This window comes from Flavobacterium sp. CAU 1735 (assembly GCF_039888695.1).
Classification (GTDB): domain Bacteria; phylum Bacteroidota; class Bacteroidia; order Flavobacteriales; family Flavobacteriaceae; genus Flavobacterium.
Genome location: NZ_JBDQQQ010000004.1, coordinates 1 through 23,541, shown reverse-complemented (window position 1 = coordinate 23,541; position 23,541 = coordinate 1). Strand labels below are relative to the sequence as shown.

Below are 23,541 nucleotides of genomic sequence, written 5' to 3'. Positions count from 1 at the left end.
TAGTTATAGCAGCATTATGGAAATACAATATGGCATCTTAAAAAAAATTGATTCAGGAGATATAATAGACGGGGTACTTTATTTACCGGAATCGATACTATCAATTGGGGAAGCGGTTATTCAAAATCAGCCGGAACTGGTTAAAGTTGTCGCGCCCGGATTAATGGCTCTTAAAAACAAAAATTGTTACCAATGTCAGGCGCTAACGAGTTTTGTAGCGCCGCTGTTGGAGACTATCGGAAACGAAAATTTCTATGAATGTAGTGCGCTAACTAGTTTTGCAGCTCCGCTGTTAACGACCATCGGAAACAGAAATTTCTATGAATGTAGTGCGCTAACCGACTTCGAAGCGCCCAGATTAACGACTATTGGGACTTATAATTTCTATAAATGTAACGCACTAACCCAGTTCGAGTCACCTATGCTAACGTCTGTACAACACCATATTTTCAGGGAATGTAATGCACTGACTCGCTTTAGAGCGCCCGTTTTGACGACAATCGGAAGTGACAATTTTGGTTTTTGTAGGGCGCTAATCTCCTTCGAGGCTCCTATGTTGTTTTCGATGCAAAATGACAATTTCTATTTTTGTGATGCATTAACCGATCTCGCGATTCCTATGCTGAATGATATGGGAAACAAAAATTGCTACGAATGTGATGTATTAACCCATTTTGAAGCTCCTGGATTGACGGATATGGGAGATTTTAACTTTTGGTATTGTGATGCACTAACGCACTTTAAGACACCTGAACTGATGTGGATTAGAGACGACAATTTTAAAGAATGCAGAGCGTTAATCCATTTTGAAGCTCCTATGTTGAAGACTATAGGGGATTTTAATTTTAGGTATTGTTACGCATTAACGCACTTTGTGGTACCCGAACTAGTACTCCTTGGCGGCGATAATTTTATAAAATGTTATGCGTTAACCCGTTTCGAGGCTCCCGAACTGATCACAATCGGAGACTACAATTTTAGAGCTTGTGACGCGCTAACCGAAGTGCAATTCGGTACGTATAACTATACTGTAAAAGCAGCAGATGGATTATTAACCATTATAGAAAGATCCAAAACCGTAAATGGAATAGGAATTCATACCGGGTTTATTTTCAATGAATGTAATGAAGGAATTCCTGATCTAACAGAAACCGTTTTAGCCGAAAAAGACGGCTTTTTTGCTCATGGCGAAACGGTAGAAACGGCAATGAAAGCGTTAGAACTTAAAATGGAAGCGAAACCATAAAAAAGAACCGATCTACGAAGATATAGTAATCACAGAGGCCTATTATAAAATGGTTACCGCACTATAACAGATTAAACTATTTTACCAGATAAAAACACTTTTTTATTAATTATTTATGAAAATACAAAAAAACAAACTAATAAGTATTGATCCAACCGATATAAAAGACGGAGTGCTTTATTTACCGGAATCGGTAGAAAAAATAAAGAATGGTGCTATTCAAGAGCAGGAGGAACTGGTTAAAGTTGTCGCACCTGGATTAATTTCTATCGGAGACGAAAATTTTAACGAATGTGAGGAACTAACCCATTTCGAAGCCCCTTTGTTGACGTCTATCGGAAACTTAAATTTTAGGGTTTGTAATGCGCTAACAAGCTTCGAGGCACCTTTGCTGACTTCCATCGGATTCGACAATTTCAACGAGTGCGACGCACTACTTCGTTTTATAGCTCCTGTGCTGAAAGATTTTGGAGGTGATAATTTTAGATATTGTAACGCATTAACCGAATTTGAAGCTCCATTACTGAAGGCTATTGTCGACGAAAATTTCAATGGCTGTGATGCGCTAACCCGCTTCGAAGCGCCCTTGTTAAGGTATATCGGTGATGAAAATTTCAACGAATGTAACACGTTAACCGACTTTGAAATTCCCAAGTTAACGTCTATTGGTAGCGGCAATTTTAGATATTGTGATGCACTAATTCGTTTCGAGGCTCCCAAACTGACTTCTGTTGGAAAGGATAATTTTCAGAAATGTGATGCTTTAACCAAAGTACGGTTTGGCGAGTATCAATACGCTGTAAAATCAGTTAATAGGGTATTAACCATTATTGAAAAGTCCGAATCTTCAGATGGAATACGAATCCATACCGGGTTTATTTTTAATAACTGTAAAGGTGGAGTTCCTAATATATCCGAAACCGTTTTAGTCGAAAAAGAAGATTTTTCGGCACATGGCGAAACGCTAAAAACAGCTATAGAAGCGTTAGAACATAAAATTGCATCACAATAAATAAAAAGGACTAAAAAAGAAATTTATAGGTTGATTGCTTTCATATTGACTCATTATTTTTTTTATATAAATATAAAATAGGGCAAAATACCCTAAATAAGGGTAAGCAATTATTATTTAATTGGTTATTTTTAAAATTCTGAATAGAACAACCCTAAAACCAATTATATAATGAAAAAGCTTAACCTTAGAAAGAAAGTAGTTTCTGTGTTAACCGATAGCGAGAAAAGCGCTATTAACGGTGGAGGTGTAGGTCCTGCATTACCTTTTACCTACACACAATCGGTAATGATCTGTATTGATCCGATGGGACCGCCGGAACTTACCCGAGCAATCGGTTGTGAAATTCCATTATTAACCAGAGATTGTCCTCCTTTAGAACCATAAAAACAAAGGTTACTATTTGTCTTTACAAAATGACAATAATACCCTGCTACTTTTTAAGTAACAGGGTATTTTTATTTTTCGTAGTAAAACGGTAGTCCTGTAAATTAGGGGATTAACGTAAAGAAAATACGGCAAGGACAACTAAATGTTAAAATTTGTACTATTTTTATAGTAGTATTTTCAACTAAACTCAAACACAATGAGAACATTTTATTCCCTAATACTGATATTGGTTTTATTTACAAATATATCGGTAGCACAAACCCGTACTCCGGCAAAAGTTGACGTTATAATAAAAACGAACGGAGAAGAGATGAAAGGTAAAATTACCGGGATTTCGGACGAAAATCTAAAATTCATTTACTCCGGTGAAACCCTGGAATACACTATCAAAAAAAGCGATGTTTTACGTATCGTGCATTCGAGCGGAAGGGTAGAGTTATTTAGTCATCCGGTTCAACCCGACGCGGAACGAAAAAATGATGCTGTTACGATGACTGCTTCACCTGTTGATCATCATAATAAAATTGCGATCTTGCCTTTTGGTTTCTTAATGGATCGACAACCGGGATCGGAGGAAGTAGGGTATCAGGCGCAGCAGGATACATACGCTTTTCTGGTTGAGCATTCGGCGGGCTATACGATTCTTGATCCGCGTACAACAAATGCCCTGTTAAGTAAAAATGATATCACCCGTGATAAAATGCGCAGTTTTACAATGAAAGAACTATGTGATGTTTTGGGAGTTGAATACCTTATTGACGGTACTGTAATACAAAATAAAGGCGCGCAAACCAGTTCGTCAAGTGGATATAGTGATACCAAAGTAAAAAGAGATGACAATGAAAAAGTAAAAGGAGTAAGCAGTTATGGCGGAACGAACAGTTATTCGCAGCAGCGATATGAAGTAAGTGTAAGCCTGGCGATCTATATGGATACAAACGCAAGTATTTACAATCAATCGCACAAAGCTTTTTTGACCAATACAGACGGTTCGTATAGCGGACCATTGGAATATCTTTTAAAGCGATGTCCATTATACCGTAAATAATTTTCGTATCGTATAGCATAAGAGTTACAAAAGGGCAAATCATTGATTTGTCCTTTATGTTTTATAATGATTCTAATCGGTTAATTTTGAGAGTTCTATTTCTTCATTATTACTAGTTTTAGCTATATGTTTATATAAATAAACAGTTAAATAAAAGTTTATTGAAAGAATACTATTACATTTATAAAAAGATTAGTATTTGCATTAAAAACAGATTGCTTATGTATAGGATACTACAATGCAGCAATCGGATAAACAATTAAAAATAACCAGATGCATCATTTACCACGATATGATTTTAGAATTGGATATGCCAGAGAAGCAGATCAGGGAGATTATGCGAAAAATCTATCAAAAGGAGTTTTTACATTATTCTTAAATCACTTTGTAGACGTTCGATTTATTCCCCATATTGAAAATATTGACGAATTAATCGAAGCCTATAGCTACGACGATACGACCACTCAAGGAGTTCGGATGGCTTGTTTGTTTGAAAGTAAATATGTGGTTACACCCTCCGATGCTAATGAAGGAAAAAATAGAATCATTAGTAAGGCGGTTATTGCAAAACAATTTAATGTTGCAATAGAAGACATAGCGTCTGAAATTATCGTATTCTATGTTTCCATTAGAACGTATAAAAAATACATTCGAGAAGTCAGAAATATATTTTTTACAGATAAATACGGTGATACCTATCATGTGTTTTATAGACAAAACGCTTTTATAGAAGATTTAAAAAGAGAATACAAATTAGCTGTGTTTTTAGAAAACAGGATTATCAATTCGTCTTATTTATCGGATTATGAATTATCCGGTTTAAAAAGAAAAAGAGACAATAAGGGTGCTGTAATTCCTATGTAGGAATAAATTTATGACAATATGAAACTTTATAAAAGGGACTTTAATTATTCATTGTATTATACCGACAGTCAGTATCAAGATGATGACTTACAACTTTATGACGAAGATTTTGGACAGGATATAACGAAAGGCATTTTTAAACTGTCGTTAGGTCACCGTCACTATGCAGCAATTCATTTTCTACCCAAAATAGAAAGCATACACGAATCCTGGCCACCTCATTGTGATTATCGCACAATTCAATCAACAGACGATATCAGTATAGCACTATTATATGGTGAGTTGTATAGTGTAATACCCTGTAATGAATGGGCGGGACAAGTAAAAATAATGGAACCCGAAATAAAAGACAAAATGGTTCAATCGGATTCAGAATTGCCATTTATCGATCCAAGTGTTCTCTTTTTTATTACTGAAGAAGAATACGAATGCTATAAAGCGGAAGCTCAAAAAATAGCCACTTTAAACGATTTAGAAGAACATAAGGGATATGAAACTCTAAGTCAGACACGTACCGAAGATCTGGAAAAATGTATGAAACTGCCGGTCTTTATAAAAGAAAAAGTCCTTCCTTATTTTAATGATGGTGACTTATATAAGATCAGCCGAAAAAAAGACGAAAACGGGACTATCGTTTTTACACAAACCATAGGTAATAAGTAATGGTTTACAAATATTGCCTATGGTTTGTATAGCACTTGAAACTCTAATCAGACAAGAAAAATCTAGTTTTTGTTGTTTGCCTTAGATTCAATAAGCTGTTTAATTTTTAATAAAGACTGCTTAATATTTTCTGACTTTGTTTTGTTTAGCAACAGGTCTATTTTTTCGAGTAATCTACTGTAATCAAAATCAGGATATACCTGTATTAATTCTGTAAAATTTTTATCTATTCCGGAAGAAATTAAATCTAAACCAACTTTAGAAAAAGACTTTTCGGCATTAATCGCATCAAGATAAATCATCATGTTGTCTACAAGAGAATTTACATTTGAATTTACAACATTTTTTACTTCTTGTGAATTAGGATCATCGGATTTTTCAATTATTGCATCGTTCCCCAGTTTAAAATATTTGATTTGTAACTCTAAACCAAAATTCTGGATTTCGACCAATTCTTTTTCATAAACATATTTATCCGTTCTGTCAATTTCAGTATAAATATCATTCATGGATTTCCACTGATTAAAGAATTCCTGAGCAACTTCGCTTTTGTGTTTTATTCCAAGTTCTTTATCATCTAAAATGACTTTAAAATTTTCTTCGTCTGTCAGTTTTTCTAATAATTGTTTGGTTTCCGGATCATCAAAAGTTGGATATTTTTCTCCTTGTTTCGTATTATATTTTATTTCACGTATTGCATTATCATAATCATTAGTATCCCAATATTTTTTATCAAGAGGAAATTTAGGCTCCTCTTTACAGCTAATAAAACATAAAGAAAGTGTCATAAAAGCAATAAATACGCTATTTTTCATTTAAATATATTTTTGGATTTTTAAAATTTCGATGTAAATTTAATAAACTATCTATAGTTTTCTCATATTTCTTTTGTTCACTTAAAACATAACTGTGAAAAGTATCATCGTCATATTGTATTTGATAGTTTTGTTCCTCCTGTTTAATTGCATCAATCAAATCTTCAGCTTGATTTTTCGTTACGTTCTTTAAATCTGAAATTCTTTTTTTTGCAATTCGGGTGTATAATTCTGTTATCTTAAAATGATAGATTTCATGCGTTAGTAACTCTTTGCTATAAGCTTTTTTATTATAGACATATGAACTTGATGGATGAAAAAAAGATTCAATCCGAAGAGAGTCATCCTTAAATTCATAATCTATTGATGTTTTTATATAGGCAAAGGATTTATTCCCATAAAGTGATTTTTGGAAGAATTCCAAACCTTTAAAGTCATTTAAAGTAACTTGATCAATGTCTTTAAAACGAACCGGCTTCTGATAATCCAGAAAATTTATTTGCGTTAAAGTTGCAAACCCCGATAGTAGGACTACTATAACGATGAAAATTATTTTCAGAGCTTTATTTCTCATTTATTATTGACACTTCACGGATTGATTACACTTGCTATAATTGTTGTTTGTAGGTGATTTTATAAAATCAAATTCGAAACAAATATCCGAAGTTTTTTACAAAATAAAACACCTATAGGTAGTCCGATATTTGTTTTTATATACATTTACAGAAAGAAACGCAGATCAAAAACGTTATGAAAATAATCGAATTAAAAGAAATTCAAAACACTTCGGAAAACAGTAAACTGCCACCGCTTTATACGCAATTTCAAAAATTGCTGGAAGAATTACGAAAAAAGGAATTACCCGATACACTTATCGAATCCATTAATAAGGATATTGAAGTGCTAAATACAACCACTTTAACGGATGACAAATTGCGAAAGCTGTTTAAAGAAAAGCAGACTAAAATTGTTCGACTGGTTGAAAAAGAAGTAAAAATCGTACCGCAAAAATATTATATGACGCTTTGGTTGGCCATTGGAATGTCGGCTTTTGGAATACCACTTGGAACAGTATTAGGATTGAGTTTGGGTAATATGGGCTTGTTGGGAATCGGACTTCCTATTGGTATGGCAATCGGAATTGCGGTGGGTACAAATATGGATAAAAAAGCACTACAGGAAGGACGGCAATTGGACGTGGTTATAAAGCATTAAATCGGTTTAATACTATTAGAATTCTTACAAAAAATTTTATTTTCGTAACATTTGTACGCGTTTTTATGTAATACGTTAATTCGGGTTGTGTATAAATACTTATTTTGTTAATTTAGTTTGTATAGTACTTGAAAAATGATTTAAGTTTGACGAATTAAACAACTCAAAAAACAACCAGCCACCAAAAAATATAGAAACGGGAAGTATCGTGTGTAACGCAATAACAATTGTACCCGATCCAAAAACGTACCACCCGAAAAAATGCATGACAATACCGTAAAACCTACGATACAGTATTGTCTTCAGGCGTTTTTATTTTTTGCAATGGCACTAACAATTAACTGATTTATGCCCCACAAATCAATTAAAGAAAAATTAGTGCAGCTACGTAAAGAACCCAAATTTACGATGCCGCTTTCCATTTATTATCCGGGTTTGGATAATGAAATGGTACGAGTCGAACTCAGTAAAATCATCGACCGAAGTATTTTCGAAATTTATTCAAAAATAGAAGACGGACTCGACCGCCTGATGTTACTGGATATCATTCACACAACAATAGACAAATTCAAATGTTTTCAACTGAATGACAACGATTTTATTTATATCCGGCAATACCTCAACCGGATTATCCTTATTGTAGAATGGGATTGTAGCCCGGACGATCTTCGAAACCTTATTTAACCAAATTTAAAACATAACATGGACAACGATTTTAAGCAAGTACACGGACAAACGGGAAGTGAATTGCAAGACCAAAAAGAATTAAATCAAATACTGGCTGGTGATGGCGGTAAAATCTATCCCGTTTTACGAAATGGAGACTGGATCGGTATACAAAACGGAGCCTTGTTCACACCTTTAATCGGAACGTTTGAAAACCCTAAGATTGTCATCGCATTAGCACATGATATGCCGAATAATTTGGTATATGTTCCGTATAAAACAGGGACGCATTATGAGGAGCTTAACAAGATGTACGACGAAGCGCAGGCAAATCTTGAAGCCATAAAAGTTCCTTACGAGGTATTCCAATACCACGACCATTTTGAAGTGAATGCCTGCGGACATGAGTTTAGCAGTGAATTCTTATTACACAAGCCATTTCTGGATGAATTGCATACCGTATTAAAATCGGATGAGATATTAGTAGCCGTTCCAAGACGGGGTTATTTTAAAGCGATTGCAAGCAATACATCAAGAGATTTATATAACGGTTTTATCGAAGAGTACGAGTTTGCCTTCCATAATGACGCCAGTGAAAAGCCACAAATTACCAATGGTGTTTTTGTTATAAAAGACAGTGTCATCGTACAACGGGGAGAACTGGAAAAATACTAAACCGAATAACAGTCATTATTTCGAAAAATACTATAAAAAGAGAAACTGGTTTTCTCTTTTTTTTTTGGGACAAAGGCTAACGATGGTTCTAAACTTGACATCGTGGATTTGCAATCCGTAATGATAAAATTTGTTGTTACAGAACACTATTGTAATCAGATAATCGTGATAATTTTTCACTTGGCGCGTATTTGAAAAATAAATAAAGATTTGGTTAAAAAATATCAAAATTATTATTTTAAATTTCGCATGACTGAGAGAAAATAAAGTAACAACCATGAATTATTCAGTAGAAAACATAAAAGAATTTATTTTAAAATTTTTAGATAAAGAAGCCGAATGCTGGACAAAACGCCAATTAACAGATTTGGATGATTATAACCAATCCATTAAAGCACTATATGCTATGGCTATTGACGATCTTGACGAAGGTTTTGGAATTTATTATAAGAAGGAATTAGTATTAGATGAAAACCCGGTAACATATAAACCCCGTCATTTATACAAACTCAGTAGCTATAAAAATAAAATTTATGGGGATATATGGGTAGCCTATGTTTCAATTATTAACCCGAGGAGTGAAAGTAATAAAAGTCTTCTTGTAGATGGTTTTATTATAAGTGAAATTGATGACGAATTTAAAATCATTGGAACAATGGGAGTAAAGCTAAGTCGTTCCACAATGGCTGTGATGGGGTGGAGTGGAGATGTTTATAATCCTTCCGATTTAGACATCAAAAAATTAGGCAAGTTTGTTGCTACTGAGCGCTATTCAGAACCAGATGACCGCGATGATTTTTCACTTAAAGAGTATTTAAAAGATAAATAATTTGTTGAATTAATTATGGAAATAAACAAGATACATTCAGATTTAAAAAAAATATACCAGGACAAAAAAGAGAGCGACCGTGCATTTCTCTTCAAATTTAAGGATGAGGATGAAAATGAAAAACTGATTACTCTTCTGAAAATGGGATTTTGGTCGGTTGTCCCTTTGGGCTTTTATTCGGATAATATATTAGCCATTCGATTAACGCCCGAAAAGCCGTTAAAAAAATCTCCGATAGTGTTTTATAATGGGACCTACCAAGAATGTTATACATTCGCACCAAATTTACAGGCCATCATTCCGATGTCTTACTTGAAATTTATGGGCAAACCAAAAGTTATAGCCGAACTTCAGGATAAGATAGAAGGAGCCGTTACTCTATCGAAGCCTTTTTTTGATTATCTGGGCGGCGGAGACCTCGATTTCCTAAAGCAGTTCTTACTCTCGGAAGCCAATCAGGAACGGTTGAAAGACGCGGCCAATTTTGAGGATGCGTTTTTCAAAGAATTTTGGGATCATTATTATGATACGCCCGAACAAAAGAAGGCCTTTGAACTGTTTGAGAAATTGAAGGAAAAAAGAACCTATTTTCCCAGTTATGAGCATGCCGATTATGGTCTCTGGAATGAATATGTAGGAAACGTTCTGGCCAATAGAGCATATGAACTACTCAACATGGAAGATGAATATAAATGGCCACATTATTGGCATTGTGTCAAGTTGCCCCATGGTTTCGATTGTGACACTAACGGGTTTCATAAGTATGTGATAAGCTTAGGGAATTCTGGTTCTTTTGTTCGGGATATTGCTGAGGTGTTTGATTCCGAATGGGAAGACAAATATGCCATGTTTCCGGAAGAAGTACAAAAGCACCCGCTTTTTGAAGCCACAGAAACCATCAAGTTTGAGGGATACTATGGCTATACGGGAGAAAAGCACCTTGCCGCCGCCGCGCGTCTGGAAGAAGAATACAAAGACCCAGTTGCGGCATGGAAGGCCTTGATAAGTGCGAGTTATTGGGGCGGCAGGAGAGAACGTTTGGATATTGTAGAAAAAGCATGGCAACAGGCAATCGACCTGTCAGAAAAAAATGGTTGGATAGAGATCAATGAAGTTTTAATGGATCAACTGGAGTTTTATAATCATTATAAAGACAAAATCTAATTCATAAAACAAAACAGATTTAAAACAATTAAAAAATAAAGGCAACATGGATTCACATAATTTTACTCACCAAGAAAAGCTTTTTGCAGGAACTGAACTTTATAATTGGGATAATGGTTTGGATTGGTTATACCAGGTTTTAGACAAAAAAGATTGTGACAAAGCGACTGCATTGATGATTTATTGGAGAGCGGATCCTAATTTTTACTATAGCAGATACAACTCCGAAGCCGATGTTCCTGAAGGTTGGCAACTTGAGGGGGACAAATTAATGAAAGAGGCGGAAAAACGGCTACTTGAAAATAATTTTTCAGAAACAATCAGTTACACACCAGACGAAGATCGTATTCCAAAAGACGCTGCCGTTTTAAAGAAAATTCCACCACAGTTGCTACTGCCTACAAAAGGAACAGCCGGTAACGTAATTATAAAAAATTACATAGAAGTAAGATATCTGATAGATGCCTGCAAAAGCAGAGGGAGTTTAGAGGAGGTAAAGGAAAGATTAGACAAAAATCCTGATTTACTGAACCTGTGTTATATGGATAGTAATCCATTAATTGAAGCGTTGCGGAATTATGACAAAAGAACCATTCCATTGGTTACTTTTTTGTTGGAAAAAGGAGCTGATGTTAAGGTACAACCTTTGGGTTCTACTTCAAAACCTATTCTTTTTCAGTGTATTACTTGCAAAAGTGCCAAACTTATCGAATTACTCGTTAAATATGGTGCCGATATTAATGATGTAGCTCCCAACGGAAATAATATCCTTCACAACCAACTAGTAATCAGTCCCGAATTATGGAAGAATTATTTCGGGCCTGTTTTTCTAAAAGCATTACTCAATTTGGGAGCTAACCCGGAACACAAAAATACAGATGGAAAAACTCCAATAGATTTAGCCAAGGAAAACAATAATGAAGCCGCTTTGAAAGTAATAGAAAAATTTCTTAAAGCGTAATAGAAAAATATAGTGATTTATAAGGAACGGGTACTTTTTACTCGTATCAAAGATTTTAACTGCCTGATGTCACGACAATAAATAAAAAAAACAGATTCATAAGAAACCTAAAAAAGTGATATAAAATGATACATGAAGATTTTATAGATAGATTGAATGAACCTGAAAAAATTAGCTTAATAGATATCGCAACTTTAAAAATAAAATATGCGACACAATTAGCCACTCTTATCGACAGTGATGTTCTTTTGGAATATCTTGAACATTATGGCGAATCAGTTTTCATGGAGGGGCTATTTTCTTTTATAAATCCTCTTGATTATGAAACATTATTAAAAGAGTTTCCAAAATTAAAAAATCAATCTATTATGCCTTTTGCAAAAACGGCAATGGGCAATTTTTATTTAATTGGGGAGGTTGATAATGAAAAGTGCATTGCTTTTTACAACATACAAACAGAAGAATATATATATGTTGATAATAAATTAAATCGATTTCTAGAAGGATACGCAGGAAGTAGGCTTTATATGGAAGATGAGTGGTATGGAGACATAGAGCTACCTGCACTTGATAAATACGGACCCGTAGCCATAGACGAGTGTTTAACATTTGTTCCAGCCTTAGTTAATGGCGGGGATGAAGATATTAGAAACATACAAAAAGTAAAATTAAAAGCGAATTTAGAACTACTGGCAAACGCTTTTAGTTAAGCCATTCCTATCTTTATTTAAAAACGGAATTTCTATTTTAAAAGTTTCATTTCTGGCTTTAAACGCAATGACATCAAACCAATAAAAACACGAATTAAATGAACACTATATCCAATCAAAATATACCTATTTATTCCATTTCAAACCTTTATCCGTTGTTTGAATATATGCACCATCAAATCGGCCTTTCTTCCGATCGGTTTAAAGAACAGAATGAAATAGCACGTACAATCTGGCTGACAATACGAATCGACGGGGAAATTAAAAATGGAGGCATTGAACAGCTTTTCTCTAATCTGGGCGAAGGGTTTACTACCGATTATCTGATTGAAGTGTTGCAAAATATCAAAAGTGAAAAAGGCTTGGAAATTGTACAAAAGTTCCTTGATTTTATTCACCAGACAGACAAACACAGAACATCCTTTTATGGCGACTATGCTTATGTGAGTGGTTTTGATAAAACACTAAAAAAGTTGCACAACGAATTGAGCGACGAATATTATACGCTGGATCCAAGTGTGGAAGCATTGATTGTACAATATGCAGAGGAAAACTGGAGTAATGCTGCTTTTCAGAAGGCTATAAAAAATGTTGTTTTTAAATCTAATGAAAAAGACGAATCCGCATTAATTGGCGATTTAAATGCTGCGATCGAAAGCGGAAATGTGACAACGATTAAGAAAATTTTAAAGAAGCTAACCACGGTCAATCAAGCTTGCAAATATGGATTTGTACCCCTACTTGAATTAGCACAAGTATCCAATAACGATAAAAAGATAGAAATTTGTCAGTTGCTTATTGATCATGGAGCTGATCTTACTTTTAGAGATCAATACCAGAACTCGGTATTACACAAAGCGGTTGAAAAGGATAACAGCATTCCGTTTATTGCGTTTTTGCTGGATCAGGGAATGGATATCGAAATCAAAGATAATTTTGATGATACACCGATTTACGGTACCGATACCAATCCTGAAAATTGCAGTCTGTTAATTAGTCGTGGTGCCAATGTGAATAGCAAAAACAAAATGGGTAACTCGCCTCTGACCAGAATGTTGGTTCGTTATTGCAGCTGGAATGGAAATGCGTATGGAAAAGGCTATCAGCCCAAAATAAAGAAAGTTATAGACCTGTTGTTGGCCGCCGGAGCTACTTTTGATACCGAAATTTTAAACATGGAAACTACGGAACTTGCCAAGTTTGCAGAAGATCCAAAAATGCTACAGTACCTGCTAAAACAGAAATCGGTTAAAAATGCGCCTGAGTTTAATCCCAACTACCAAAAATGGTCGGCTGTTTTCGAAGCCAGTTTGAAGGGAAATCTCGAATGTTTAAAATTATTGTCTGAAAAAGGAGCCTTTTTAAACCAAACATTAGAGGGGCCGCATTACGAAACCAAAACCTTTAGCGGAGGAACGCCGTTAAATGTAGCGTTGAATGATGAAACACGTGCCTTTCTGACGGATCATAACGTCGTACTTGGAAATAGAAGCAACTATTCTTTGTTTCTCGAAACAAGAGGGAACGACGAAGTGGCGGTGGTTGATTTGATTCAGCAAATAAAAAAGATAGACAAGGAAGAAGCAGTACGATTCTTTCACACCGTTAAAAAGGAAATGGATGAAAGCTACGAAAGAATAGATGGGGAGTTTATTTTTTACAAACCGTTGTTTTTGACCAGTGCCGAGAGTGAAGAAGACATCAAAGCGATTGCATTACAATTCAAGAAGTTCGATTGCGAAATGACCGTTATTTAAAAAGTAAACACTTTATAGACAATTGATAAGAAAACACTAGCAATACTTAAAATGAATAGCACATCTGAATATAGTCCGCTTACCTTGGCAGAAATAATACAATGGGAACGCAACAATAGCACCATTCCGGAACCGTACAAAGCCTTTTTGTTACAGCAAAACGGAGGAAGTACCGGTGCTAAAAATACGTTTAAAGTTAAAAAGATGACAGGTGCGTTCGGTTTTCACGCGTTTTTTGGCATTCATGAAGGATTGCGTGGTCTGGACTATATACAAACTACCTATACCAAAAGAAATCGCTTCCCAGGTCATTACTTTGCTATTGCTTCCGACGTATCGGGGAATCTCATTCTGATGGGACAAAACGAAAAGAAATTTGGTAAAATCTATTTCTGGTACCACGAAGGTGAAGTCAGTGAAAATGAAAAACCCTGGGAGAAAAACATTTATGAAATCGCTAAAAACTTACAGGGTTTTCTGGATTCACTGTATGAAGAACCCATAACAGAGGATGAAGAGGATTTATTGAATTTATTTGGTGGTGAAGATTCCAAAAAGCAATTAGCGTTGATCAACAGCGATTGGGATGTAAATGAACCATTAGAGGATTCTACACAAACCGCTTTGGAACGGGTTGCTAATTTCGGAAACGATAGTACCGTTTTACAGGCATTATTAGATAAAGGAGCCACCATTGGAAGAGCGATGTATCATGTACGAGACAACCATTCGGATTTGGCTGTTCTTTTTGCAAAAATACTACTCGAAGCAGGTGCCAATCCCGATTATGCCGATGAAAAAGCCAGAGAAGATAAAGATACATTACTCATGTCTGCAGTAAATAAACCGGCACCCAAAATCGAATTGGCAAAGTTGCTTATTCATTACGGAGCAGATGTAACTGTAGAAGATAACTATGGATGGACCGCATTAAAGGTAGCGCAGCGAACATTGGAAGGTGGCGTTCCCGAAATGCAGGAAGTAATAGATTTAATCCATGAAAAAAGTCGTTTCGTATAGTAGGTTTGAAGACAACCTTAACCACCAAAAACACTAAATTGAAGTATGAAAAAAACAATAATACTCCTAGTATTCCTGCAACTCTTCTTTTCCTGTAACGGACAAAGTACGAAAAGTCCAAAAACCGACTACGTTCAGAAATTTGAATTCGGACTCGAAGGCTCTGTAAAAGAGGCAACTACGTATGTCTGTAAAGTAGAAAATGGAAACATTCCGACAGATAAAACGAAATACTACGGAAAAATGATAAAACAATTTGATATTCAAGGTAATGCACTGAAAATACATGATCAATGGGATATGGGTGAATTGGGCAAATCGGAGTCGTTGAGCATTTATTCCGGTAAAGGGAGAGCCATTACTTTCAAAGATATAGTGCATTTTAATGATGAAGCAACAACGGAATTGAATTATAAATACGATTGGTCGGATGATTACCATTATACTATTGCCGCTACAGATAAAAGTCCTTATTTAACCCTTATTACTTTAGATAAAGACTACAGACTAAGCAAAATCGTATTTAAAAATGGAAATGAAATTCAGGTAACACAGGAATTTGAACGGATTTATAAGGAAAATAAAGTATGGGAAATTAAGGAAACGATAACCGATTACAAAGACGGAGAAAAGACGATTACGTATCAAATACAGGTAGTGCAAAAATATGACCAATATGGAAATCCTACTGTCGTTTATAGTTACAACGGTCTTGACAAACAACAATTTGAAAACGTATTGTTTACGGAATATCAATATTACGAGAAGTAAAAAAAATAGAGCGCTACCAGGAAGAAATAAAATCTTCTTTACAATCTAAACTACAAATAAAAACATGGCATTTAAAATAACTGAACAGTTTCAAAATTTAGAAACAACAACAAAATCCGATTTTTTAGAAGATGTAAATATAAACGCTAAAATCTTTATTCCTGATGAGGAGACGGTTGCCTTTAGGATTAAGAAGTTTACCAAACTGGGTTACGAACACGTATCGGAGCGTTTTGTGGATGTTTTAAATATTGACAAGATTCATTTTCATGCGTGGTTTGAAGTAGCTGATTTTGCTTCTCAGTTAGAATTTCATATGGAAAATCTGTATTCCGGTTTATCGCTATTAGAGTATGATGAAAAACTTTGGTTTAAAGGACAAACACCCGAAGAAATAGCACTGTGGAAGACATTTCGTATATTCGATACGCGTCCGGAAATAGGCGATGGTAAATTGGCCGTTTACAGTATTCAAAAGGGTGTCGCACCACCAAATGAACCGACCATTTATTATATCAATAGAGCGTTGGCGTATAAAACCAATCTAACCTTGAACGGCTATTACGAAGCGGTTTTGGATCTATTGGGTATAGCCGATTGGCAGTATCTTTTTACCGAAGTATCCGCAGACGATTTAAAAGCAGATGGTATTTATCAAAACCTTCAGAGAGCATTGGAAGCCTTACAAAAAGCTTTTCCCGATAAAGACTATAACCGTTATTTTAAACTTTTAGAGGAAAGATAAAACGAAAAATAATCGTTTAAGCCATGAAAAAATTAGTTTATTACAGCCTTCATGAGGCTACGGAAAGGGAAAAAGTGGGCTGTTGGCCACAATTGGAACCGCCGAGACGTTATTGGAAAGTCGCGAATAATTATGATAAAGTATTGGATTTCCGGAAATTTCCGGATGAGGCACCTAACCTTGATAATTTTACATTAAAAAACATAGCGAAACGGACAGATGTACTCAGTGCAGAAATGCCGGGTGTTGGCGGACATATCGGTATGTTCGTAAATGAAAAATTTAAAACGCTTGTAGAGAATTTTACCTTAAAAGATTGTCGGTTCTACAATTGTAAGTTACTTGCTCCGTTCGATGAAAAATTTAAAAAAAGAAAAGAACCGGAAGTATTTCAGTTTCATTATCTGAATTTGATTCATAAAACAGATCTTGTTGATTTTAAGCAATCGGTATTTGAAGACTTAAAGACAAGTCAAATGGTTACTGTAGAAAATGAAGAGCAAAGGGATCCGTTTTTACGTCCCAGAAAATTATGTCTAAAGGAAGCTCCGGATTTATTTTGTGCTCCCTACGATATCAATATTCTGGTTTCCGAACAGCTTAAAATGGCCATAGAAGCAGCCGGAATTACAGGTGTTTGGTTTGATGACCGCATTGTCTGTGAGTTTTATACGAACGAATAAATCGTATAATATACCCGATGAGGTTCAAGCAAAAATGATTTTTTTAATAAAAACAAAACTAAAAAATGACTCTGGAAGGATTGAATACCGAAGGCGTACTTATTTTCGCCAATATTACCAAGTGTAAAGCGTATTATTCGGATAAAGAATTTGATTATAATTATCCGGAAGGATTATCCGAATTAGTACAACAAGGAATAGTACATATTATTACCACAGATGAAGCTGTTGAAGTAGTAAATTTTGCCTTTGATACGGATGAAATCGATCTGGATATGTGGGACTATCACGATTCGTACAACTATTTAAAAGTAGACGAAGGGGATGAAATCCGGGCAATTTCTCATGCCGATTTTACGCAAATGTGCCATCATTATAAAGGGGATTTAGAAGCATTCGTAGACAGCTCGTTGACGCTTAAAAATATTTTAAACCCGGGCTTCGAGAAAACCAAAGACGAATATTTTAAATATGAATTGCCTTTGATAGCCCTACCGGTTGGCACGTGGAAAATAAATGTTTATTCGCTTAAAGACGAAAACGTACTGAGTTGGATGGAATTCTATATGCACTTAGAAAAAACGGCGACTATCGATACCGCAAAAATTACACTAAAACCACTTGAGATTTACGCGTAATTACATTCATACGGTAAATCCATGACATCGGGTGCGTTAGAAACTATTTTGCGAAACATCAGAAACGCTAATAAAAATTATGGAACAAAATAAAATAACAGAATACGGAGAATATATTCACAATTCAATAGCGTCATTTAATTATGATTTAAAAATTACAGATTATGATCAAAATGTAAAAGGTATTTGTTTAAATCAAGATGCAGATAATATCAATCTGCTTTCAAATTTTAAGTCAATTGAAACCATAAAATGTTTTAGAATTACAAATGATCAAATTAATGAGTTTCCGTTACTTTCATCCGTAAAGTATTTAATGATCAATTGTAACGATTGTTCGTCTTTGGATTTTCTCATCAAATTTCCAAACCTTATCTATTTAAATATTGATGGATTTGATAGTTTAGAATCATTAGAAGGGATAAAAAACCTTAGACATTTAGAATATCTATCGTTACTAAATAACAAAAAACTGGTTAATTACGATGAAATAGAAACGCTTACGACCTTAAATAATTTAAGAATTGAAGGAGGTGTTTCCAGTAGCTATAAAGTAGGGAATTTAAATTTTTTAAAAAATTTAAACCTTTTCAGATTGGATCTGCAAAATGTTTCGGTAAATAAAAACCACTTATTATTAATTGCAAATCTCAAAAACTTACAAAAGCTTGGTTTGGCAATAAACTTTAAGGTAGAAGAAATAGCCTATCTAAAAGGTGCTTTGCCAAATGCTAAATGCTATGACTTTGAACCCTTTCATATTGCATCAGATAAATATGATAACATAATGGAATGTACCGTTTGTAACGAAAATAAAATAAAGTTAACCGGAAAAGTAAAACCGCAAACAATTTGTCCGAAATGTGATGTTGACACCTTAAATTCACATCTTAAGACTTTCAATATATCGTTTGAAAAAGGTCAAAAACAATTGATACAGTAAGTTTTTACAGATAAAAACGGATAACTTTCTTAGGCCCCATTTTACCAAAAAACAAACAGAAAACCAATAATTAAAATACAACTAACTATGAATTTAGGACAGACACAAAATAAAAGAAAATGGGTTTCAAAATTCATTTTGAGTTTTTTAGCTATTGTAGGCGGGGTTGATTCAATCCTACATATTATATTACCACTATTTCCATATAAACTAAATCAATATATACTTCCATTTGGAATGTCATCTTTGGTTACTGGAATTCTTTTTTCATTAGGCTTATCAATTTATTGGCATCGTAACGAAAAAAATAATAAGATTGATTCTCAAAAATACTTTATTTGGCTTACTACAATTCTACGATACTGGCTTGCTCTATATCTTGCTACATTTGGTTTCGAAAAATTATTTGATGTCAATTTTGCATTTTCCTATCATATTGAAGACTCGTTAGTTAATACATTAAATGGACAAGAACTTACTTGGAAATATTATGGTTATTCCTATACGCTAACTGTTATTATCGGTTTAATTCAAATAATTGGAAGTGTTTTATTATTATTCAGACGTACCACATTGCTTGGCGTAATTACACTTATACCGGTTCAACTAAATATACTTTTAATTAATATATTTTATGGAATTGGTCCACTAACTACCTTCATATCAATAATTATGGTTTTTGGATTATTCTATTTATCATTGGAAAGAAAAGAAGATATCATTGCTTTTTTTAGTAGTTATAAAAGCAAACTGCCTTCTGTGGGTACTAACACAGTACGTAAATTAATACGTTTTTTATGTATATTAATTCCATTCGCATTCGTATTCTATTACAGTTATGATGTAAGGAAATCAAAAAAATATTTCGGCAAATGGAAAGTTGAAAAAATGACACGGAATGGAAAAATAGTTTCCGAAAAAGCTTGGGAAAAAGATACTTTAGCATGGAAATTATTATACTTTGAAGAACGGGGAAAATTGTTATTCTGTCCGAACCCTAATATGTATATTGACAGTGCGTCAATATTTATGAAGTATCATTATGATAAAGACAAAAACATTTTAAAAGTCATTTCGTACGAAAAAAGCCTACAAAAGCCAGACACAATTCCTGTTCTGATTTCCAAATTTGAAGACAAATCGATGCAATGGAAAATGATTTTCAATAGAGATACAATTCAAATGGAATTAAGAAAAGAAAATCATTGATAAAAAAACGTGACATCGTGAAAACCGCTGCAATTAAAAACAATACGCTGTTAATGAGTAAAGTACTAATCCGCAGACGATTTAAAAGCAGATGGTATTTATCAAAACCTTAAAAGAGCATTGGAAGCGCTTCAAAAAGCTTTCCCGGATAAAGAGTATAGCCGCTATTTTACACTTTTAGAAGAAAGGTAAAAACGCATCTCTCCAAAGTTTGCAGTATCGGAACAGAAAAACGGAAGTAGTTAAATAAAAAATATGGAAGAAATTAAAAAATTTATAGAAGATTACATTTGTATAGAAAACAAATGTCTTAAAACAAAATGGGACGTTGAAAAAACGGATGATGAAGTATCCGAGTTAAACACAGGAATGCAATTGTATTTTCATTCCATTGCAAAAAATAGTCTTGAGAGAACAGGTTATGAATTTACTGATGATGATGATATAATTTACGCAAAAAAGAAATATGAAAAAATAGTTCCACGTACCTTATTTCAGATTAAACAATACAAAAATCCGGAAGTAGGAGAAGGATTAGCGAGATGGTTAATTACAGATGAACTTTTTGCGTGCTATACGAGTTATACAGAAAATAATGGTTTACCACTTGATTATGCTACAGTGTTTTATGCAGCACAAACAAATGAGGGTTTAAAAATCATATATAAAATACGCTATGAAAGTGATGTCCCTGAATGGCGCCACTCACACGATTTAAAAATAAATCAGGTAAAAAATCCCGGCAAACTCATAGCTGTTGAAAAATATCAGGCTCCTGAGGAAACGAATAGTTTGGTTGATTATAATGCAGAATAAAACCGATGTTGCGGATTTATAATCCGTGACATCAAGAAAACCATCTATAATTAAAAACAATACACTGTTAATGAAGAAAGCACTAACTTTTATACCCATTTTAGTACTACTATCTTGTGGAACAACACAAACAACCATAATCGAAAACGGAAAAGAAGGCAAAGGACATTTAAAAAACGGACTAAAAAAGGGAACGTGGACGTTTTATAAAGAGGGAAAAGTAGATGCTGTTGGAACGTTTGTAAAAGATCAGAAAAATGGCGATTGGAGCTATTTCTACGACAATGGGAAGTTGCATCAAAAAGGGGAATTCCGAAACGGCAAACAAAATGGAATTTGGAAGTACTATTTTGACAACGGATCATTTATGGGAATGGGAGAACTGGTCGATGGCAAACAAAACGGATTATGGAAATGGTACCATAAAAACGGGAATTTATATACCGAACGTTGGTATGTCGATGGTAAGCTGATGGAAATAAAATCGTGTTTTGACAGCCATAAAAACCTACTGGATTGCGGAACAATCAGTAATGGAAATGGAACGATGCTTTTTCATGATATAGAAAACGAATCCAATACGATTCAAGAGTTTCAATATGAAAATGGAACAGTAAAAAATTAACGATACCAAAGATTTTATAAAATGGCACGTAAATTGTAAATTTTGCACTTGTCTTTTGTAAGGATGTTATCTGAGAACGTTTTTACTATCGCAATCGAAATCAACTAAATCAAAATCCGAAATGAAAAAGGTTTACTTTACAGTGCTGTTTGTTTTCATGTTGAATGCTGTTTTCAGTCAAAATAAAGCGGCGTTTTCTACTGAAGAATTACGTTTCCAAAATGTTGAAACATTAGGGAAATCAATACCCGTAAATGAAATCCATACTTACAAAATAATTGATTCCATAACGAAGCCAGAAGCGTATTTAATACGAAATTTTGACAACAAAATAGGAACACTATCCATTGCGATTAAAAATAACGAAGTGTTCCACGTCTATGAACTCTTTTCAAGTGGTTATGTTATGGATACCTTAAATGCAAAGGAGAAAAGTAAGGCGTATAGGATGATAACCGAACCATCTCTGGAAATTGTTGACGTAAAAAGATGTAAACTCGACAACTTTAAAAGTGAAGAATTAATTGTAAAGTTTTCCTATACAAGAGTGGGTTGTCCCGATTGTAATCAAACGCAGGCGACGATAATAAATGGCTATATTTTATTTGATTTTGATAAGCTTCAGCTTTTAAAGCTAATCAATTTAGATAGGACAACTTTAGCACAAAATCTAATGAACTTGAAGGACTTAGAGGGTTTTAAAGTTGAATTTATGGATGGCTATGTAAAAATGAAAAAAAGGAAATATTACTATAAAGACAACAAATTAATTGCTAACTAAACTACACGATGTCGCGGATTTGCAATCCGTGACAACTAGATGTCGCAGATTTACTTCGTCAGTTCGGCTAAAGCCTCGGGTGTAATTCGTGACAATAAACAATTATTTTTAGATAACCCCGATATCATGGATTTGCAACCATAAAAAAGCGGAATTTCAATTTTAGAAATTCCGCTTTTAAAAATTAATAGATTATCCTTCGTTGTAGTCGGCTATCCAGGTTGGATGCTCCGGTTCAAAAACGCGTAATGTTTCGATTAATGTACCATCCTTTTTTATCGTGATATTTTCAGTGTAGACATTCGATCTTTCACTATATATCCATTCGATAATTTCTTCATTTCTTCTTTTTTCAGAATTTAGATCTCTTTCGGTTATTATTTTTAATTCCCCATTAACAATCCCAACACTCAAATTACTCTGATATATTTCCGACCTCAGATTATTTGATCCTGCTCCTAAGAAACCAGAAAAAACCACACTAGAATCCGTATTATAGATGCCTTTACCCAATTTAGGGTTTTCATATTTTCGAATTAAAAACAATCTTCTTTTTTTAAGATTATTCTTTTTATTATCATATAATTCTTTGGTCATTAAAGATTCATCTCTATATGCAGTTATAATGGCGTAATAGCCAAATTCTTCACTGTAACAATTTTCCAATTTTGCAATTAAACCATACCATTCTTCATCTGTTATTGAGTTATCAAATTGACCTAATCCAAACTGATATTCTAATTCAGTAAATTCTAAAATAAAATTTTTTACGTCTTCTAATGTGTAATTCATGATTTTTAATGTATTTGGTTCCCGCGCTACCGTACGACACGAGTTAGTGAACGGACAATGAGGTTTAGCAATAATGTTCCGGGCTAATTTACATAAAATTTCTACGCACCGATGACCGATAGCGCGGATTTGTAATCCGTGACTAGATAGTGTAGATTTACTTCGTCTGCTTGGACCGATATCGCAGATTTACTTCATCAGTTCGGCTAAAGCTTCGGGTGTAATCCGTGACATCAAGAAAATCATTGCAATTAAAAACAATATACTGTTAATGAAGGAAGTAATAACTTTTATATCCATTCTATCACGTTGCTATTTATAATAAAAATACTATAAAATTAATTGTGAATTAAACTTATAATTATTATAAAAAACATTCCATAAATCATATTACGAGAAGTTCGCTGACGGAACCGTAAAATGTATTGATCAGGAGATACCGTTTGAGATACCCGAGAGTTGGGAGTGGTGCAGGTTGGGGAATATTATTTCTTTAATTTCTG

The 23,541-nt window shown here is 34.1% G+C and carries 27 protein-coding genes; 24 read left to right on the top strand and 3 right to left on the bottom strand.

Going from position 1 to position 23,541, the window contains the following annotated elements:
• Positions 1–16: 16 nt before the first annotated feature.
• From AAFN64_RS10635 to AAFN64_RS10610, 6 genes are all read left to right on the top strand, one after another.
• Positions 17–1,246, top strand: coding sequence for a leucine-rich repeat protein (locus tag AAFN64_RS10635; RefSeq protein WP_347760417.1), 1,230 nt, complete (start codon positions 17–19; stop codon positions 1,244–1,246).
• A gap of 115 nt (positions 1,247–1,361) precedes the next feature.
• Positions 1,362–2,258 (top strand): leucine-rich repeat protein, encoded by an 897-nt coding sequence (locus AAFN64_RS10630; protein WP_347760416.1) that lies wholly within the window; start codon positions 1,362–1,364, stop codon positions 2,256–2,258.
• 171 nt (positions 2,259–2,429) lie between these two features.
• Positions 2,430–2,645 carry a class I lanthipeptide gene (locus AAFN64_RS10625; RefSeq protein ID WP_300491931.1) on the top strand — a complete coding sequence of 72 codons (216 nt, stop codon included), beginning with the start codon at positions 2,430–2,432 and terminating at the stop codon, positions 2,643–2,645.
• A gap of 199 nt (positions 2,646–2,844) precedes the next feature.
• Positions 2,845–3,696, top strand: coding sequence for a hypothetical protein (locus AAFN64_RS10620; protein WP_347760415.1), 852 nt, complete (start codon positions 2,845–2,847; stop codon positions 3,694–3,696).
• Positions 3,697–3,969: 273 nt separating this feature from the next.
• On the top strand, positions 3,970–4,560 hold the full coding sequence (locus AAFN64_RS10615) for a hypothetical protein (RefSeq protein WP_347760414.1): 591 nt from the start codon (positions 3,970–3,972) through the stop codon (positions 4,558–4,560).
• 18 nt (positions 4,561–4,578) lie between these two features.
• Positions 4,579–5,223, top strand: coding sequence for a hypothetical protein (locus AAFN64_RS10610; RefSeq protein WP_347760413.1), 645 nt, complete (start codon positions 4,579–4,581; stop codon positions 5,221–5,223).
• 62 nt (positions 5,224–5,285) lie between these two features.
• On the opposite strand, the gene AAFN64_RS10605 is transcribed toward AAFN64_RS10610, so the two are convergent.
• Both AAFN64_RS10605 and AAFN64_RS10600 read right to left on the bottom strand, forming a co-directional pair.
• Complete coding sequence (locus AAFN64_RS10605; RefSeq protein ID WP_347760412.1) at positions 5,286–6,038, bottom strand: hypothetical protein; 753 nt, start codon at positions 6,036–6,038, stop codon at positions 5,286–5,288.
• Positions 6,028–6,612: a hypothetical protein gene (locus tag AAFN64_RS10600; protein WP_300492214.1), complete on the bottom strand. Its 585-nt coding sequence runs from the start codon at positions 6,610–6,612 to the stop codon at positions 6,028–6,030. Before AAFN64_RS10600 ends, AAFN64_RS10605 begins: the two co-directional genes overlap by 11 nt.
• A 176-nt stretch (positions 6,613–6,788) precedes the next feature.
• Here AAFN64_RS10600 and AAFN64_RS10595 point away from each other — a divergent pair, with 176 nt between their 5' ends.
• The 18 genes from AAFN64_RS10595 to AAFN64_RS10510 all read left to right on the top strand — a co-directional run bounded on the left by AAFN64_RS10595 (position 6,789) and on the right by AAFN64_RS10510 (position 22,246).
• Positions 6,789–7,253: a hypothetical protein gene (locus AAFN64_RS10595; RefSeq protein ID WP_347760411.1), complete on the top strand. Its 465-nt coding sequence runs from the start codon at positions 6,789–6,791 to the stop codon at positions 7,251–7,253.
• 348 nt (positions 7,254–7,601) lie between these two features.
• A complete protein-coding gene (locus tag AAFN64_RS10590; protein ID WP_300492211.1) occupies positions 7,602–7,937 on the top strand; it encodes a DUF4844 domain-containing protein in 336 nt (111 codons plus the stop codon).
• A gap of 18 nt (positions 7,938–7,955) precedes the next feature.
• Positions 7,956–8,594, top strand: a complete 639-nt coding sequence (locus tag AAFN64_RS10585; RefSeq protein WP_300492210.1) for a hypothetical protein — start codon at positions 7,956–7,958, stop codon at positions 8,592–8,594.
• A 277-nt stretch (positions 8,595–8,871) separates the two neighbouring features.
• The gene (locus AAFN64_RS10580) at positions 8,872–9,423 is read left to right on the top strand and encodes a hypothetical protein (protein WP_347760410.1); all 552 of its coding nucleotides are present in this window, start codon (positions 8,872–8,874) and stop codon (positions 9,421–9,423) included.
• A 15-nt stretch (positions 9,424–9,438) separates the two neighbouring features.
• Positions 9,439–10,587 (top strand): hypothetical protein, encoded by a 1,149-nt coding sequence (locus AAFN64_RS10575; RefSeq protein ID WP_347760409.1) that lies wholly within the window; start codon positions 9,439–9,441, stop codon positions 10,585–10,587.
• Positions 10,588–10,633: 46 nt separating this feature from the next.
• The gene (locus AAFN64_RS10570; protein WP_347760408.1) at positions 10,634–11,548 is read left to right on the top strand and encodes a DUF4274 domain-containing protein; all 915 of its coding nucleotides are present in this window, start codon (positions 10,634–10,636) and stop codon (positions 11,546–11,548) included.
• Positions 11,549–11,673: 125 nt separating this feature from the next.
• Positions 11,674–12,258 carry a T6SS immunity protein Tdi1 domain-containing protein gene (locus AAFN64_RS10565; protein ID WP_347760407.1) on the top strand — a complete coding sequence of 195 codons (585 nt, stop codon included), beginning with the start codon at positions 11,674–11,676 and terminating at the stop codon, positions 12,256–12,258.
• A gap of 98 nt (positions 12,259–12,356) precedes the next feature.
• Entirely contained in the window at positions 12,357–14,015 is a 1,659-nt protein-coding gene (locus tag AAFN64_RS10560) for an ankyrin repeat domain-containing protein (RefSeq protein WP_347760406.1), read from the top strand.
• A gap of 51 nt (positions 14,016–14,066) precedes the next feature.
• Complete coding sequence (locus AAFN64_RS10555) at positions 14,067–15,035, top strand: SMI1/KNR4 family protein (RefSeq protein WP_347760405.1); 969 nt, start codon at positions 14,067–14,069, stop codon at positions 15,033–15,035.
• A gap of 45 nt (positions 15,036–15,080) precedes the next feature.
• A complete protein-coding gene (locus AAFN64_RS10550; protein ID WP_347760404.1) occupies positions 15,081–15,806 on the top strand; it encodes a hypothetical protein in 726 nt (241 codons plus the stop codon).
• Positions 15,807–15,870: 64 nt separating this feature from the next.
• Positions 15,871–16,551: a hypothetical protein gene (locus tag AAFN64_RS10545; RefSeq protein ID WP_347760403.1), complete on the top strand. Its 681-nt coding sequence runs from the start codon at positions 15,871–15,873 to the stop codon at positions 16,549–16,551.
• 23 nt (positions 16,552–16,574) lie between these two features.
• Positions 16,575–17,234 (top strand): DUF1629 domain-containing protein, encoded by a 660-nt coding sequence (locus AAFN64_RS10540; protein WP_347760402.1) that lies wholly within the window; start codon positions 16,575–16,577, stop codon positions 17,232–17,234.
• Between the two features lie 65 nt (positions 17,235–17,299).
• Entirely contained in the window at positions 17,300–17,872 is a 573-nt protein-coding gene (locus AAFN64_RS10535; protein WP_347760401.1) for a hypothetical protein, read from the top strand.
• A 79-nt stretch (positions 17,873–17,951) separates the two neighbouring features.
• A complete protein-coding gene (locus AAFN64_RS10530; RefSeq protein WP_347760400.1) occupies positions 17,952–18,815 on the top strand; it encodes a hypothetical protein in 864 nt (287 codons plus the stop codon).
• A gap of 87 nt (positions 18,816–18,902) precedes the next feature.
• The gene (locus AAFN64_RS10525) at positions 18,903–20,024 is read left to right on the top strand and encodes a hypothetical protein (protein WP_347760399.1); all 1,122 of its coding nucleotides are present in this window, start codon (positions 18,903–18,905) and stop codon (positions 20,022–20,024) included.
• Between the two features lie 255 nt (positions 20,025–20,279).
• On the top strand, positions 20,280–20,840 hold the full coding sequence (locus AAFN64_RS10520; RefSeq protein ID WP_347760398.1) for a hypothetical protein: 561 nt from the start codon (positions 20,280–20,282) through the stop codon (positions 20,838–20,840).
• A gap of 70 nt (positions 20,841–20,910) precedes the next feature.
• On the top strand, positions 20,911–21,465 hold the full coding sequence (locus AAFN64_RS10515) for a hypothetical protein (protein WP_347760397.1): 555 nt from the start codon (positions 20,911–20,913) through the stop codon (positions 21,463–21,465).
• A gap of 121 nt (positions 21,466–21,586) precedes the next feature.
• Positions 21,587–22,246, top strand: coding sequence for a hypothetical protein (locus AAFN64_RS10510; RefSeq protein WP_347760396.1), 660 nt, complete (start codon positions 21,587–21,589; stop codon positions 22,244–22,246).
• Positions 22,247–22,438: 192 nt separating this feature from the next.
• Here AAFN64_RS10510 and AAFN64_RS10505 read toward each other — a convergent pair whose 3' ends face one another.
• On the bottom strand, positions 22,439–23,038 hold the full coding sequence (locus tag AAFN64_RS10505) for a hypothetical protein (RefSeq protein ID WP_347760395.1): 600 nt from the start codon (positions 23,036–23,038) through the stop codon (positions 22,439–22,441).
• Positions 23,039–23,541 lie beyond the last annotated feature (503 nt).